A 15,429-nucleotide genomic window follows, 5' to 3' on the forward strand; every position below is an offset into this window, starting at 1 on the left:
CGATTAGCTTAAGCCTATGAGCTAAGCAGGCGAATGAGATAGATATGACGCAAACTTCGATTTTAGAACAGTTAACTCAACTCATTGAAAGCTATAGTCATGAGCATAGTGGTAGACCACAAAAGATTTTGATTGGTTATAAAGCCTATTATGACTTGATGGGAAATTCGAGTTTTGCTACTGAGGTCACTGACTCGGCTTTGAATCCCAATAAAAGAAAGTATAAAAAGATTAAGATCAAAGTCACCAAAGATGACTATCAGCTTGAACTAGAATAGTATCTCTCACGAAAGAGAATAATTCTCATATCTAACAATTCATTACTTGAGCTTGTGTTCGCTTCTTGGCATCGTTTGTCAGTTGCTTCATTATGGGAATCTCCTGCCGATGGCTAGTCCAGCGCAAGCTATAAGACATAAATTACTTAACACCTTCTTTTCAAGACATTCTGTTTGGTTTCTTTGTATTTTTACTGCTTTAACAATTACTTGGTTTAAATTTACCTATACCCCACATACAATTTATTATTTTATATCCGATACACTTTTAAACGGTCTTTGGTTAGTTACAGGATTACTCAGTATTGTTGGCCTACGCGATCTGTTGCAAAAGAAACATGCCATATTAAGAAACTATCCAATTTTGGGACATTTCCGTTTTCTTTTCGAAGATGTTCGCCCTGAAATTCGTCAATATTTCATAGAATCAGATCAGGATGCACTGCCTTTTTCGCGTATGCAACGTAGTTTGGTTTATCAACGTGCAAAAAATGAAAATGCAGATAAGCCCTTTGGTTCAATCATAGATGTCTATGATCCAAACTATCGCTTCATTGTGCATTCCATTGCCCCATGCCCTCCTGCTAATCCAGAATCTTTCCGTGTTCTGATTGGTAATGCACAATGTAGCCAACCCTATAGTGCATCGATCATGAATATCTCTGCAATGAGTTTTGGTAGTCTAAGTGCAAATGCAATTCGTGCATTGAACAAAGGTGCGCATTTAGGTAACTTCTACCACGATACAGGTGAAGGCAGTCTAAGCCCCTACCATTTAGAACATGGCGGCGATATTGTCTGGCAAATTGCCAGTGGTTATTTTGGTTGCCGCACAGCCGAAGGCTTATTCGATCCAGATAAGTTTGCACAGCAAGCCAAAAATCCGAATATTAAAATGATTGAGGTCAAGCTTTCACAAGGGGCAAAACCAGGTCACGGCGGTATTTTACCCAAGCATAAAATCACTGAAGAAATTGCTCGTATCCGCGGGATCTCAAGAGATCATGACTGTGTTTCCCCATCCAAGCACCCAAGTTTTAACACACCAATTGAAATGATGCATTTCATCCAAAAGCTGAGAGAACTTTCAGGTGGTAAACCTGTCGGATTTAAACTCTGTATTGGTCAGCCATGGCAATTTATGAGCATTGTCAAAGCCATGCTAGAAACGAGAATTGTGCCTGACTTTGTGGTGGTGGATGGCTCTGAAGGCGGAACTGGCGCAGCACCGATCGAGTTTAGCGACTATATTGGCACACCACTCAGAGAGGGATTGCGCTTTGTGCACAATACGCTTGTTGGTGCAGGACTACGCAATCAAGTCAAAATTGGTGCCAGTGGAAAAATGATCAGTGCCTTTGATATTGCTAGCACCTTTGCCTTAGGCGCAGACTGGGTTAACTCTGCACGCGGCTTTATGTTTGCAGTAGGGTGTATCCAAGCACAAAGCTGTCATACCAACCAGTGTCCTGTTGGTGTTGCGACGCAGGATAAAGATCGCCAAAAAGCCATCGATGTGCCAAGTAAGGCTGAACGTGTGTTTAATTTCCACAAAAACACCTTGCACGCCTTATCTGAAATGATTGCAGCAGCGGGTTTGCATCATCCATCTGACATTAAAGCACATCATTTAGCACAGCGTATGAATGATCGTGAAATCAAAAACTATGCACAGATCCACTTCTTCTTAAAAGAAAATGAATTACTGCACAGCGATTTAAATGATGATGAGAATTTCTATTATCGCATGTGGAAAATGGCGGACGCCAATCAATTTTAATGACTAAAAAGCCACCGCAAGGTGGCTTTTCTTTGGTCAAATATCTAAAAGTTAGCGACTAACCAATCGATAAATACCAAAAATAGCAACCATTAAAATCACTAGAAATTTGAGATAAGAGGTCCAATTATATTGCGAACCTTTACCCTGCCAGACCTGTACCTCAACAGACTGAAATTGAATATTTGTGGCTTCCGTCAATTCGGCATGAACACCATAATTCATACCGTTATTTTGTTCACTGACTGAGAATGGATCCGAACTAATGACCAGTAATAAAGGCTGATTTAAATCATAGGAATGTTTATCATCACTTTGAAAAACCTCAGGATGATAGCCATTAGAGGATTCACTCTGCACACCTCCAATCCATTTTAACTCGACTTTGCCCTGTTGCTGCGCAGTTCCTTTCGCGACAATAACAAAACGATATGGATTTTTGCTGGGATCAGCTTGAAAACTAATGCCTATATTCGGTCTTTTAAAAGTATCCTTTGGTTTTTCAATAACAGCTTTATTCAATGCATCAATTTCACTCGAGGTTAAAAGAACTGAATTAACTAAGCTTTCCCCGTATTCACCAACTTTAGGCTCGTGGGCAACTTTTCCACACGCAGCTAAACTAAGCGTCATGAAGAATAGAAATGTGGATTTAACCAATTGGTTTCTTAAATTTATATACATTTTTCGATCAAAACCTTCATTTAAAAAACACTCACCGAAATATGTCTATTTAACATCCAACGAATCACTGGCGCTTGTTGATCTAAAGGTAGAGACAAAATATATTCGAAAGTTCGAATGACTACTTCACACTGTTTATTTTTGTCTTGCGCAGTTTCTCCAGCATTGAGTAAGTCTGCATCCTGACCATAATCTTGTCGTAATTTGTCTGCAATCTGCGCCCATGCTTGTGGAGTTTGCATACGATCGATGGAAGAATGAGTTCCTTGATGGGTTAGCATATATGTTAATGCAGCTACAGTTTGCTGCTGTGTAGCTGAACTCAGTAGTGCCCTTCGCTCATCCATATTTGTTTTACCATATAACGGGAAAGCAATCGGAAAACAATTCCCTTTACGCTTAGCATCATACAACTGTTGTAAATATGCCTTTGTCCATAATTTTTGCCCCTCATCATCTGCCTGTTTTTCCACAATATCACGCAGTTTCCACCACAATGTGCTACTTACGGCAGCAAGCATTTCTTCAGGCTGCACTGACGCATTTGCAGTTTGCTGTAGAGTTTCATAATCCTTGGGCAAGTGTTGCTTTAAGGGTTGCAATAAAGCAATTTGATTTAAAGCCTGTTGTCGTTGTTCAATTGGATTATGATTAATGGACTGATCTGCTGTTACATCGCGATGAGAACAACGATTTAACAAGAAAAAAGTTGCAAAAATGACCCCAATTACAATAAATGCTGCTTTCACTACTGATTACCATCTTTTAATATTTATCAATCAATGTCTTAAAAAACATCTACCTTTTGAATGGACAAGTCGGGCTGGTCTGGGTCAACAATGTATTGGTGGCTGCATTACAACTCACATATACACTGCCGTCGTCTGTACAAACTCTTGCCGCATAAAATCGACTGTTATTTTCCACTAGCTGAGACCGACGATCAGAATAACGAGCAAATCTCTGCAAAGCCATAATACGTTGTTTACATTCATGAAATTCAACAATTGTTCTTTGAAACTCCGATTGTCTCGTTTCTGTTCGGGTTTTATTATTTGCTAAGTCCTGTGTATAAGCGTTTTTTTCATAAGACATCCCTTGCTGCCTTTGCTGTTCCATAGAACGACAATCACCCGAAAAGCCATCAGCAACTGAGCCTGTACATGCTGTCCTTTGTGCCGTCTTGGTTGCGCATGGTCTGCTTTGATATGTTGTTCCTTGATTGGTTACGCACTTATATAACTCTTGTGCGAAAACAGGAAAAGAAAAACATAACAATATAAAGACACAAAAACCCCTTAATGTACCTTCTTTCATTATTACCCCAAACATCTAATTTATTGATATTTTTTTTAAAATCTGAAAAATTCTATCATTTAAATAGTAAGGAAAAAAGTAAAATTAATAGTAATGATGATTTGGTTTAGCATGCAGGAAAGCTGGAATTAAACCCGTCAATGCAGCACGAATATCTGCTCGTTCATTAATCAATTGATGCGAGCCTTCCTCCAGCATTAACAAAGTCTGCAATCTAAACTTACGGCGAATATACTCAATATTATAACGCCAATCTACGGTTTGATCTAAAGCACCTTGTGCGAGCCACACAGGAATACGACATGCAGGTCGTTGTTCCATTTCTAGCATCCATTTTGACATGGCCAGAATCCAGTCCATACCCATCATACGGGGTTGCAAAGGATCTTTTAAACGAACAAACCGAAGAAACTCTGGATTATGGTTATTACGGCGGAAATGTCGTGGTACTTGGCTCTTGATCCGACGGATTATGCCCAGACCAACCGAATTATGCCACCATGCCGTTTTTGCGGGTCGGATCAATGGAGACAACAGCAATACACGGTCAACAATAGGATCTTCTCTACGTTCTGCAAATTCAAGTAAATGATGCATCCAAATTGCACCACCTGTACTTTGCCCAATGCCTAACCACGGCTTCGGTAATTGTTTCGCACCGCGCACGGCATCATAAACGGAATGTAACACTTGCTGATAATGATCAAAATTCTGAATACTGGCTGGTGAGCCATTGCTTAAACCATGTCCAGGCAGATCGTAAGTGACGATACTAAAGCCTTGATCTAGAATTTCTTTAATAATGGGCTGATAAATACCACTATGTTCCAAATAGCCATGTAGCAAACACACTGTACCTTGGACTTTTTGTTGTTTGGGTTGAAATACTTGTACATGTACGCGGAACAATGGCATTTCGACATAACCCTGCCAATGTTCACAGTCCAATAAATGTAAGCCATATAACTTACGATAGGCTTGCAATGGCTTGGATAGCTCAGTGACGCCAGATAAATCCAAAGGTTCAAGCACCTGTGGTGTTGTCTCTCGATTTGGTACAGGTAAATCCAGTTGTTTTAAAATTGTCGGATTTAAAAATGGAAGATCGGACATTATGGTATCTCTCGACAATCACTTGAGCCAAATAACATATCACGTATCGTTGCCAACATTTCGTAGTTCGCACGACGGCTATGATCATAGTTTTGTTCACTTGGACGCCATTCGGTTAACTTTGTTGGCATCGGCGCAACCACAGGAATCGTTTCAATTCCATTTAAAGCAAACAAACGTCGTGTCCGAGGCATGTGGTATTCATCTGTAATGAGGATCACTGTTGGAGCACCACCTTTCTTTTGTAGTAATAAAGAACTGAATCGAGAGTTTTCACAAGTATTCATGCTGCGATTCTCAAGTAGTTTCGCTTCAACACCGCGCTCTTTTAACCATGCTTGCATATAAGGCGCTTCAACACCACTCAGTACGATAGGTAATGCATATTTCTTCTCAACTTGTAATGTCTTTTCTAAACGCAAGCGAGTGTAATTATTCACGACAATATCTTTGCCATTGGCACCCAACGTTAATCCACCACCCAATACAACAATTGCATTGGGTTGGGAAATACTTTGCTGCTCAACCACATTATCTTTGTTCTTTTTTAACTCGATCAAATCTTTGTCAGTCTGATCCTTGTCATCCTCATTCACGGGTAACGCGATTGGATAAGTTTCTAAGAACGCAATATATTTCCCCATCAGTGCCTGATTATCGGGTGTATTCCATCGCAGAAAATCTAAAGGTGTATTCATTACAACAGCTGAACTTTCTTGATCTTGTTCCGGTTGTTGTTCACTCATTAATGGAATACTAGGTTGCTTTTTTTCATCTTGGTTTTCTTTTTCCTGCTCTTCGGCAATCAGCTCTTGAAGTAGCTTATAACGCGCTTGAATTAACCTTAAATCTTCTGGTTTTTCAGATTGGAAGGTTTTTTCCATGAGCTTAAGATAAGCTTGTCGAGCAATCCACAAGTTCGAACCTGGTTCTAAGGTCTCATGTTCACTCAATGCAGCAGGTCGTTGACTTTGTGCAGCGACTTCATTGACATCAACAGGGACAAAACGATTCAATCCTTTTACAACCAGTTGTGAATAAAAAGGCGAATATAAAAAAAGCATAAAGCAGCCCAGTAGTACGAATAATATAGTAATTATCCTTACTAAACTGACCATCCAATGCACTGTCGCCATAGATTTCTTCATCCAAGATGAGCTTGAATTAACCCTTGCTCACTATATAACACAGGTTCAGGTTCCAATTGAATACTAAACTTTTGTTTTACATCACTTTGTACGGCTTGATAGGTATTTCGTACATCCGTTAGTGTTGCATCAGCATAATTAACCAATACCAAAGCCTGTTTATGGAACATGCCAACTGAACCCAACTGTTTACCTTTCCAACCTGCTTGATCGATTAACCAACCTGCAGCCACTTTAACATTGCTATTTGTCTGCGGATAATGTGGAATGTTTGGAAATTGTTGAGTAATTTTGTCAAACTCTGTTTGTGTCAAAATTGGATTCTTAAAAAAACTACCAACATTTGGAAACTCTTTGGGATTTGGTAATTTACTCTGGCGAATATGAATCACCTGATTTTGTAAGTTCTCTGCGGTCAGTTCATCACCCACTGCTTGCTTAAGATCACCATAATTCAGTTTCAAATCAGCTTGTTTGAGAAGCTTAAAAGTCACACTGGTAATAATGTAACGATTAGGCTGATCTTTAAAAATACTGTGACGATACGCAAAATGGCAATCTTGTGCTGCAATCGAAGTAAACTGCTTAAGTTCACGATCGTAAACTTGCACAGATTCAATAAACTCACCGGCTTCAACGCCATAAGCGCCAATATTCTGTACAGGCGAAGCGCCCACCAAACCTGGAATTAAAGCAAGATTTTGCAATCCGAACCATTGCTGTTGAGTGCTATATAAAACAAAATCATGCCATACTTGCCCAGCACCTACTTTAACGGTAATAGTATTTTCATCTTCAGAAAGTATTTCAATGCCCTGAATATTTAAATGCATCACCAAGGCTTGTATTTGCTGTGGCAATAAAACATTACTGCCTCCCGAGAGTACTAAAACGTTTAAATGCTGCTGTTCCGCTAATGCTAATGCCGTAATGACGTCATCTGGATGATTGATTTGCACATAATGTGAAGCAATCGCATTCAAATTTAATGTATTTAAGTTTTTAAGCTGAACCTGCGCTTGTAGCTGCATATTAAATTAAATCCTATTGCCCTGCTTTCATTTGCTTTTTAAAAATATCAACCCATGCTTGGCTGCTGGATTCACACTGATCGAGTACTCGATCAAAACCATCTGCACCACCATAGTATGGATCTGGTACGGCTTGCTGTTTAAACTGATGATCATGCTCACTCATCAATGCCAACTTGGCACGAATTTGATGTGTACCAAACTGTTGCACCGCCTGTGACATGAGTATCTGGATATCATCAAAATTCTCATGATCCATCGCTAAAATGAGATCAAACTTGATGAAATCTTCTAAAATAATCTGTCTGGCACGTAAATCAGATAAATCATATCCACGCTGTGCAGCATGTTTTTGGCTACGTAGATCAGGTGCTTTATTGGGATGGTAATTGCTGGTACCAGCAGAGTCGACCATAATATTTAGGCCATGTACGTCACAATAATGCCTGAGAATCGCTTCTGCTGTTGGAGAGCGACAAATATTCCCTAAACAGACACATAACACCTTATATTCTGTTGTCATCAGGAAAACATTCCAACATTTTGTTTTATAAGTAAATTAAAATATTGCATGCAAAATTCCTGCAAAATAAACGCAAAACGATTAAATGTCATTATGCCTGAATTGACCTTTCTGACATCAGCTATTTTGTCAAAAATTGCTTTGATTTGAAAGGAAATAGTGTTTGTCTCTTTTGAATATTCTGTATGAATATGTACTTTTTTGGAATTAACAATATGTGCCACCTACATACAAGCTGATAAAGAAACTTAATTTTTAAAGATCAATTGTATAAGGCTCAAATGTAAAAAACCGCTTAAATAAACGGTTCTTACATATGAAGTTCTTGACCAGTGAAGCTTTTCTTTGATCAAGGCTTTTACATTTAACTCTTGATTCGGGTGAATTTCTGCTCCAACATTTTTTTACCCCATTGGTTCCCGTCCCATTCATGAGCCAATGTAAATCCAAAAATTTCATATAAATTTCTTGCTGCGTTAAGACCACTAAAAGTCCATAGCTGAACAGCAGAAAAAGATTTTTCATCACAGAATCCAATTGCTTGATCTAAAAGTCTTTTTCCAACTCCTTGACCTCTGCATTCATCACTTAAAATAAACCATCTAAGATGAGCTTCATTATTTCCTAGGTCTTCGCCATCAATCGCAACAGATCCGACTATTTTATTGTTTCGAATTGCTAACCATATATGATTAGATGGGTTAGACATACGGACTGAAAATTCAGCCAAATCCTTTGCTACTCTTGCTTCAAAAAAGTATCCAAAATCAAAATTTTCAGAATAATAGGTACCGTGCATTTCGGCAATTCGACCAATCATTCCTGCGCGATAGCCACTTACTATTTCAATATCACTATGAATCACATCATTTTTATTATTTCGACAATTAATTAAAGATTGAGCATACGCTGTCAAACCTTGAGCGATCTCTTTCTGTTTATATTTATTTATCTTTTCAATAGCCTGAACAACTCTCAACTCCCCGTACTGATTAATTTTCTTAACAGTATCTCTTCCCTTTAAAGTCAGTCTTAAAGTCTTAGATCGAGCATCTGTCACGTCTTGCTCTTCAACAATTTCACCGTTCTTAATTAACTTAACTAGCATTCTGCTAATACTAGACTTTTCAAGCCCAAGAATTTCCCCCAACTGAACAGCTGTTATAAAATTTCTATTTTCAAGCTCAAGAAGTGTATGGACTGCTGATGGAGAATAATTTGTTGCAGCAAGAGTTGTATTCAGGAAACCGAGCTCCCGCACCATGATTCTTGAAGAGCAACGAATTTCATCAATTATTTTTTGGTCTAACACGAGAATACGCCTCAAAATATAGTTGCATAATACAACCATATTTTCAAAAAAGCAGTCAAGTATTTTTAGTTTTACATTTAAATTCTATCTGTTAGATGATTCATCAAATTAACAAAATATCCGAGCATTTGAATGATCTTACTCGGTGTATTTAGCTAACGGCAAAACAACAAAATTCGATTTTGATCATTGCTCTTTATATGGTTGGAAGAATTATCCATTTCAAGCAGTACCCCAATTCCCCATGCACAAATTCCGATCACAATGTACTAAGTATGGATAAGTTATGACTTATACATATTTTTAAATTAACAGTTCCTATTAAGTACCAGTTTCTTAATCTCAACCTGAAATAAGTTTTCTACTAACGAATAGTTGAGCGCATAAAAAATATTTTTGTTAAGTTATTTAAAATAATAATCAACTATTACATAGATTAAATTAACTAAATATAAACCAATAAAATGTCAAATAAATACATGAAATATAATATAGTTTTAATATTTCAAAAACAAAATCAAGATTAAAAATAAAACAAACAATAAAATTAAGTATTTAATTTAAATAATTTATTTTACATTTAATATTTTTTGTTTATCATTATTTTCGATTCCAAGGTAACTTTAACAACTTATTTTGGAATTTATTTTTAATTAAAATATCGGAAATTTCATGTTAAATATAACAAAATATATAATGGCTTTAGCTACTGTATTTACAGTAATAGATAGTTATGCAGCCAGTGCTTTAGATGTATCACCAATTTGTAAAACAGTCGGTAAAGATCTTGATAGCTTTATAAGCAGAGGTTCACACTGTCTAGTATCAGATCAACGTGAAATTGCTCTAACTGATGCACAAGGCCTAAATGTAGGTACTGCCAAAGTTACGGCTTATGTATATTCCAATAATCCTAAAAATGCATTAACTTGGACTTATAAATATAAATTGCGTACACAAATTATTGGAAAACCAGGTGAATCTTTAAAAATACGTCCAGAATTGTATTGTTATGATTGTTCGGTAAAAACCGTATACGGTAATCCAATTAATTTAGTCAATGGCTTATCAGCAGAATCAAGCACAACATTTACTCCTTCCAGCTCTTCTCTCGCTGTATCGAATCCATTGTTTTTATCTCCAAATGTTAGTTTTCAGGTTGTAAAAGCAAAAGAATCTTTTGATAATGCGGCTAATTTTGATCCAGGTCTTTATAATCCTAGTGTACGTTGTGATATTGGTAAGGCTAAAGCAAATACAAAGGGATGTGTCTATCCTACTGCACCAGCTATCATGACTACAATTAAGCTTACTGATCCAGACGTAGATGAATCTGCAAAGCATATCAAAGAAGCATTTTTAGCAGGAAAAGAAGGTGAGTTTATTCCTAGCGCTCCAAACTCTTTATTTAGAACATCGAATTCTAGACCTTTAAATCGCCTTAGGGATGCAGGTGACCGCAAAAAAAATCGTGAAATATCTGTAAAAAGTTGTAAAGCAAAATATGGTCCAACTGTTGGCTCGAAATGTTTCTTTACAGGTGATTCGGATGAAGTTGCAACTGATTGTGATTGTGATGAATTCCCTTTTGCCGCGACAAAACAAGGTGGCGTAAATGCTTCTGTGAAAAAAATTGATGCCTCTGATAATCGGAGGGCTGGTGCTCGTTTAGGTGCTTTTTTTAATGAGGAAAGAGTGCTAGATGATGATGAATTCTTTTTAAAAGTTGATTGATTATTAATTAAAAAAGGTAACTCCAATCAGAGTTACCTCTTGGACTTATACTTATGCATAAACTTCCTGTCCCTGAAGATCTTCCATATGATCTGACTACAATTTACTATCGCCTTTTTATGCAGCTTCCTCTAGGTGAGTTAAAGGATACTGTAGATTTAGAAGCAGCGCTGAATCAAGTGAATGCTCGTGATGTTCACGCCTTACAGGACTATCCAACCAATAATCTATCAGCTTATATAGGTTGGGCTATTAATTCAGAGTCAACTCAAAATGCAAGTAAACAGCGACCTGTATTCATCAATTCCCTATACTGCTGGGGACAACAACTCTATCGTTCATTAAACCCTTATAAACTAGATCTGAGCGGTAAAAATCTACTTAGAATTCCACAATATACAAAATTACCTGAATCTATTGATGCCATTATTCCAGAAGACGATAAGCGTTTAGATATTTCTGATTACGATAATAAAAAAATTACAGCGCCAATATCTGCAATGCAAGGCGTTATCCAGAAAGGAAGTGTAATTAAACAAGGTAATCTGATTCTAGCTAAAAATGAGAAAATCTCACCAGAGAAATTGATTGCTCTAAGACGGGCTGGAATTAAAGAGCTAACAATTTATAGAGATCCACGAATTCTTGTTGTGAGTATGCATACCTTTGATAGTGAGCATACGTTTTGTGAAGAAAGTTTGTATGTTAAAGACTTATTGAAATCATGGGGCTATAAGCATATCGAGATAAAACTGCTTAAGCCGCAGCGTTATGATTCTGCATTTAATAGTCTTAAGAAGGAAAAAGATCCTGCTTTAGATGATAAATTAACAACAAACTGGGAGGATTATAATCAATTTTTTGAAGATCATATTCCTAATTTTGATGTGATGATTCTATGTTCTCATAAAGACATTGGTGGTTCATTATTTTCAATTGGTAGACTTACCGCCTTTGATCCTGGCAGTATGACCTCAAATTTCCAAACACGCTCTATCCCAGCGAATGAACTGAGCATCATTAGAAGTATGCCTAGAACACTCCCGATGCGTGAAACGGTTCAATTGTATGATGATCAAGGTAACCATAAAGGCTCAAAAGTCATCACGACAGAAGATAAGACAACGATCATTAATTTACCTGGTGATATACAAGATATTTCCCTACTCATGCATTTCATGGTGAAATATATTTTAAATAAACATGATCCCGATTTTCTCAACAAAATATTTATAAAAGGTCGTACTAAACAAAAAATTGAGACTGATCAAAATAAAAGAAAATTGTTATGGGGTAAATATCAATTGCAAGATGATGGTCAATATTCATTAGAGATCGTTGAACAACAACACACATATCAGGTAGAGCCTTTTCTCAAGGCTAATTGCATTGTGATTGTCCCATTTGCTGAGCAACCAATTCAATCAAATGACGAGATTTATTTCATGAAGATTGACTAATTTTTAAGTTCAGGAATCAGCTAAAAAGAAGCCCACAAATCGTGGGCTAATCTTTTAACAACTTCAATATGATCATAGATATCTAAATCAAGATCTCCTATACCCCAATTGGCGCTCATCGGTACGCGAGCTTGAAACCTCTGTAATATTATTGGTTAAATCTTGAAATGAAACGATATTTCGACCATCCAGATCCTCTCGAGTAAAAACCTTGACCGATTGAGGAGTATCACGAAGCGATAAATTTTGTTTTGTTGATGTATTGGTGCTTTTTACTGCATAGCTTTCGGAGCCTTCTGTTACAGCAGGATTTTTCTGCTGCTTTAATTCTTTGTTACACGGCAGCAAAACTTCTGAACAAAAGCCAATATGAATAACTATCTTTATTAATGAGTAATGAAGAATCATTATTTTTTTAACTTACATAATAAATAAGAAAAATCGAATTTGGATATTTAAGCATCTTTCAAGTTCTCAATATTTTATTATCGTAATAAATAGCCCGCTAATGAGGGCTATCTATCTGATCTAATGAATAACCGTCTTTATTTAATCAAATGTTCTTTTACAATATGATCACTTAAAAGCTTAATTACTTCTGAACGTTCATCTAGAGAAGTTTCACTCTTTCTCACATAAATACTAATAAATACAGGCGCATGACTTTCCGACCATACCATTGATGTTAAACCTCTAATGCCATAATCACTGGCACCTGTACGATCTGCAATTTTCCATCCTTTAGGTAACGCAGCTCTTAACATATTATCTGCAACTTTGTTCCCTATCATCCATTCTTTTAATTGTTCTTTTGAGCTTGTAGATAGCACATTGCCCACCAATAATTTTTTCATACTGGTATTCATAGCATTGGGGCTAGTTGTATCTCGGATATCACCTTCGGGATTAATGACTAGATCAGGTTCATATCTATCAGATCTTGTAACTTTATCACCAATTGAACGCATAAATGAGGTGAGACCTACAGGTCCTCCACCTGCCTCTATAGCAAAATTTGCTGCTGTATTATCACTATATGCAGTTGTAATTTCGCATGCTTGTTTGATCGTCAGTTTTTTATTTACATAATCTTTGACAACTGGCGAATAAGTAACAAGGTCTTTTTGCTGAATCGTTTTTGAATGATCTAAGCTAAGTTTTTTAGCATCGACTTTTGCTAAAACATTCGCACAAGCAAGCGCTTTTACCGTGCTATCTAATGGAAAGCGTTTATCTCCATTGATCGAAATCAACTTATCATCCATATCCAATATAGATACACCAATCTGCCACCCCTTATCAGATAGTGTTTTGATCTGATCTTCTAGAGTAGCAGCCATGGTAGCTGACACCGAAGAACCAAACAAAACCACAGCCATGGCAGATTTCAATAACGATTTCATATTGCATCCATATATTAAAAATTTAAAAAAATAAGCGCAGCCAAGTATATATCTAAAAATAAAATTACGAATTAAATCAAACATTTTAGCAACCAATAAAATACTTAAATGCATTCAAGAATAACGCCACAATTAAAGGGCTTTTACACATTTACCAACATGAATATTGTTGTTCATCGTATGTGCCATACGATTAGGAAAAAAGAACAAAATACGGAGGATAGCAAGTCCACCTAGCACTTGACTGCCACCTTTATTTCAACGTGAAAATTGATCAGCAGCATCAATAATGGAGATTTTTTTGCCATTAAATATAAAAGCCCATCTTTCAATGAGCTTTAGTCATTAACTATGTTGTTATTCCCCAATTGGGATTGAAAATTTAAGTTGATTATTTCTCTGATCCAATGGTACCGGATTATGCTTCGCAATTCTTTGCTGGTAGTCTTTTTCAGACATTAAACCTCTATTTTTTGCCTTTAAAATTGAGTTGAACTGTTGCTCATGCCCTTGTGCATTCAAAGCATCGAAATGTCTATGTTCCAAATAATATTGAGACCTATCATGTGGACTCATATTGGATGTATGTTGTTGTGCTACATGCGCTTGCTCTAATTCATAATTGCGTTGATCGATACGATCTTGTTCTTGTTGCTTCATCGACTCAAAGAAATCAAATTGCTCGCTACTTTTGATCTCTTTCTGAGGCCCTTCATTATTTAGAATTAAAAGTGATTTATCCTTGTTGAAGATATCATCTGCACTATACACCGAACCACAAACTACCGTACTTATAAGAAGAATTACTATTTTTTTCACCAAAAACACTCAACATAAAACAAAATAAAGACAAGTGTATATTTTATTATTTCTTCACAATTATTTCAAATTAAATATTAAAAACAAAAACTTATGATTAATTAATAAAATCATAACTCCTCTTCTCGACTATTAATGATATGACTATTTTGGAGTTTTTTTACTTCACAAATAAACTAAATACCCAATAACAAAAACCTCCCGAAGGAGGTTTTAATTTCTTGATTTGATTAAAGATCCGTACCTATAAACACGCTAGAAATAAAGAATTCCGCATCTTCATCATCAGTTGAATCAAACTCTACTTCAAGGTGAATCACTTCAGCGCCTGTCTTTTCTTTGAACGCTGCAAATTTCTTCTCAAGGAAATCCGAAATCTCATTTTCTAATGTTGCTCGTTCTTCGCGATATTGTTCTATTGCTTCTTTCATGATGAGTTCCTAAGAAATTGAATAACCATAAAAGCAAAATATTGTGAAAATAACAAGACAACAGAAAGCTCATCTTACGATGAGTTTCAAATTCTCTTCTTTGTTCTAGATATCAACTCTATAAATGCCTGACTTTCCCTCACAACTTCATAAACTGCATGGAGAAATTGATTTACTTAGCGCCTATCTAAAGGATCACCCTAATTAATAACCATCCAATCACCAATAGCCTTATCAGCTACTTTTTATTTATCTATGAGATTGAGCCTTCTGCAAATCTTAGGACCTTGGAGAAGAGCATAAATCGAGGATGGAATCATCTGGAACAATGTCGATTGTTGCTATTACACTACTTTTCCCAGAGGTGAGATAAAAATTGGCTGCAAAACTATAGCT

15 protein-coding genes and 1 pseudogene are annotated in these 15,429 nt (G+C 36.6%); 4 read left to right on the plus strand and 12 right to left on the minus strand.

The window, feature by feature from the left end:
* The first annotated feature begins 44 nt into the window (after nucleotides 1-44).
* Complete coding sequence (locus NDN11_RS10175) at nucleotides 45-278, plus strand: hypothetical protein (RefSeq protein WP_004653215.1); 234 nt, start codon at nucleotides 45-47, stop codon at nucleotides 276-278.
* Between the two features lie 109 nt (nucleotides 279-387).
* Complete coding sequence (locus tag NDN11_RS10180) at nucleotides 388-2,058, plus strand: FMN-binding glutamate synthase family protein (RefSeq protein WP_167247540.1); 1,671 nt, start codon at nucleotides 388-390, stop codon at nucleotides 2,056-2,058.
* A gap of 51 nt (nucleotides 2,059-2,109) precedes the next feature.
* Here the strand turns inward: NDN11_RS10180 and NDN11_RS10185 are convergent, their stop codons facing one another.
* The 8 genes from NDN11_RS10185 to NDN11_RS10220 form a co-directional block, all read right to left on the minus strand.
* Complete coding sequence (locus tag NDN11_RS10185; RefSeq protein ID WP_502801373.1) at nucleotides 2,110-2,691, minus strand: hypothetical protein; 582 nt, start codon at nucleotides 2,689-2,691, stop codon at nucleotides 2,110-2,112.
* Nucleotides 2,692-2,762: 71 nt separating this feature from the next.
* Nucleotides 2,763-3,491, minus strand: coding sequence for a hypothetical protein (locus NDN11_RS10190; RefSeq protein WP_251109546.1), 729 nt, complete (start codon nucleotides 3,489-3,491; stop codon nucleotides 2,763-2,765).
* Nucleotides 3,492-3,540: 49 nt separating this feature from the next.
* Nucleotides 3,541-4,059, minus strand: a complete 519-nt coding sequence (locus NDN11_RS10195; protein WP_167247546.1) for a DUF4124 domain-containing protein — start codon at nucleotides 4,057-4,059, stop codon at nucleotides 3,541-3,543.
* A gap of 84 nt (nucleotides 4,060-4,143) precedes the next feature.
* Entirely contained in the window at nucleotides 4,144-5,172 is a 1,029-nt protein-coding gene (locus NDN11_RS10200) for an alpha/beta hydrolase (RefSeq protein WP_167247548.1), read from the minus strand.
* Entirely contained in the window at nucleotides 5,172-6,308 is a 1,137-nt protein-coding gene (locus tag NDN11_RS10205) for a YdcF family protein (RefSeq protein ID WP_167247550.1), read from the minus strand. Before NDN11_RS10205 ends, NDN11_RS10200 begins: the two co-directional genes overlap by 1 nt.
* Before the next feature lie 8 nt (nucleotides 6,309-6,316).
* Complete coding sequence (gene murB, locus NDN11_RS10210; RefSeq protein WP_251109547.1) at nucleotides 6,317-7,351, minus strand: UDP-N-acetylmuramate dehydrogenase; 1,035 nt, start codon at nucleotides 7,349-7,351, stop codon at nucleotides 6,317-6,319.
* A gap of 13 nt (nucleotides 7,352-7,364) precedes the next feature.
* A complete protein-coding gene (locus NDN11_RS10215; protein ID WP_251109548.1) occupies nucleotides 7,365-7,874 on the minus strand; it encodes a low molecular weight protein-tyrosine-phosphatase in 510 nt (169 codons plus the stop codon).
* A gap of 364 nt (nucleotides 7,875-8,238) precedes the next feature.
* Nucleotides 8,239-9,186 (minus strand): bifunctional helix-turn-helix transcriptional regulator/GNAT family N-acetyltransferase, encoded by a 948-nt coding sequence (locus tag NDN11_RS10220; RefSeq protein ID WP_251109549.1) that lies wholly within the window; start codon nucleotides 9,184-9,186, stop codon nucleotides 8,239-8,241.
* 672 nt (nucleotides 9,187-9,858) lie between these two features.
* Between NDN11_RS10220 and NDN11_RS10225 the strand changes: the two genes are divergently transcribed.
* On the plus strand, nucleotides 9,859-10,920 hold the full coding sequence (locus NDN11_RS10225; RefSeq protein ID WP_251109550.1) for a NucA/NucB deoxyribonuclease domain-containing protein: 1,062 nt from the start codon (nucleotides 9,859-9,861) through the stop codon (nucleotides 10,918-10,920).
* Nucleotides 10,921-10,973: 53 nt separating this feature from the next.
* Nucleotides 10,974-12,380, plus strand: a complete 1,407-nt coding sequence (locus NDN11_RS10230; protein ID WP_251109551.1) for a molybdopterin-binding domain-containing protein — start codon at nucleotides 10,974-10,976, stop codon at nucleotides 12,378-12,380.
* A 53-nt stretch (nucleotides 12,381-12,433) separates the two neighbouring features.
* Here NDN11_RS10230 and NDN11_RS10235 read toward each other — a convergent pair.
* The 4 genes and pseudogenes from NDN11_RS10235 to NDN11_RS10250 all read right to left on the minus strand — a co-directional run.
* Nucleotides 12,434-12,788, minus strand: a pseudogene (locus NDN11_RS10235) (TonB-dependent siderophore receptor); the annotation flags it as partial.
* A 137-nt stretch (nucleotides 12,789-12,925) separates the two neighbouring features.
* Nucleotides 12,926-13,783: a class A beta-lactamase gene (gene bla, locus NDN11_RS10240; protein WP_353050837.1), complete on the minus strand. Its 858-nt coding sequence runs from the start codon at nucleotides 13,781-13,783 to the stop codon at nucleotides 12,926-12,928.
* A 357-nt stretch (nucleotides 13,784-14,140) separates the two neighbouring features.
* Entirely contained in the window at nucleotides 14,141-14,602 is a 462-nt protein-coding gene (locus NDN11_RS10245) for a hypothetical protein (protein ID WP_167247560.1), read from the minus strand.
* 230 nt (nucleotides 14,603-14,832) lie between these two features.
* Nucleotides 14,833-15,033, minus strand: coding sequence for a hypothetical protein (locus NDN11_RS10250; protein WP_167247561.1), 201 nt, complete (start codon nucleotides 15,031-15,033; stop codon nucleotides 14,833-14,835).
* Between the last annotated feature and the right edge of the window lie 396 nt (nucleotides 15,034-15,429).

The organism is Acinetobacter sp. C26M (genome assembly GCF_023702675.1).
Taxonomy (GTDB): Bacteria; Pseudomonadota; Gammaproteobacteria; order Pseudomonadales; family Moraxellaceae; genus Acinetobacter.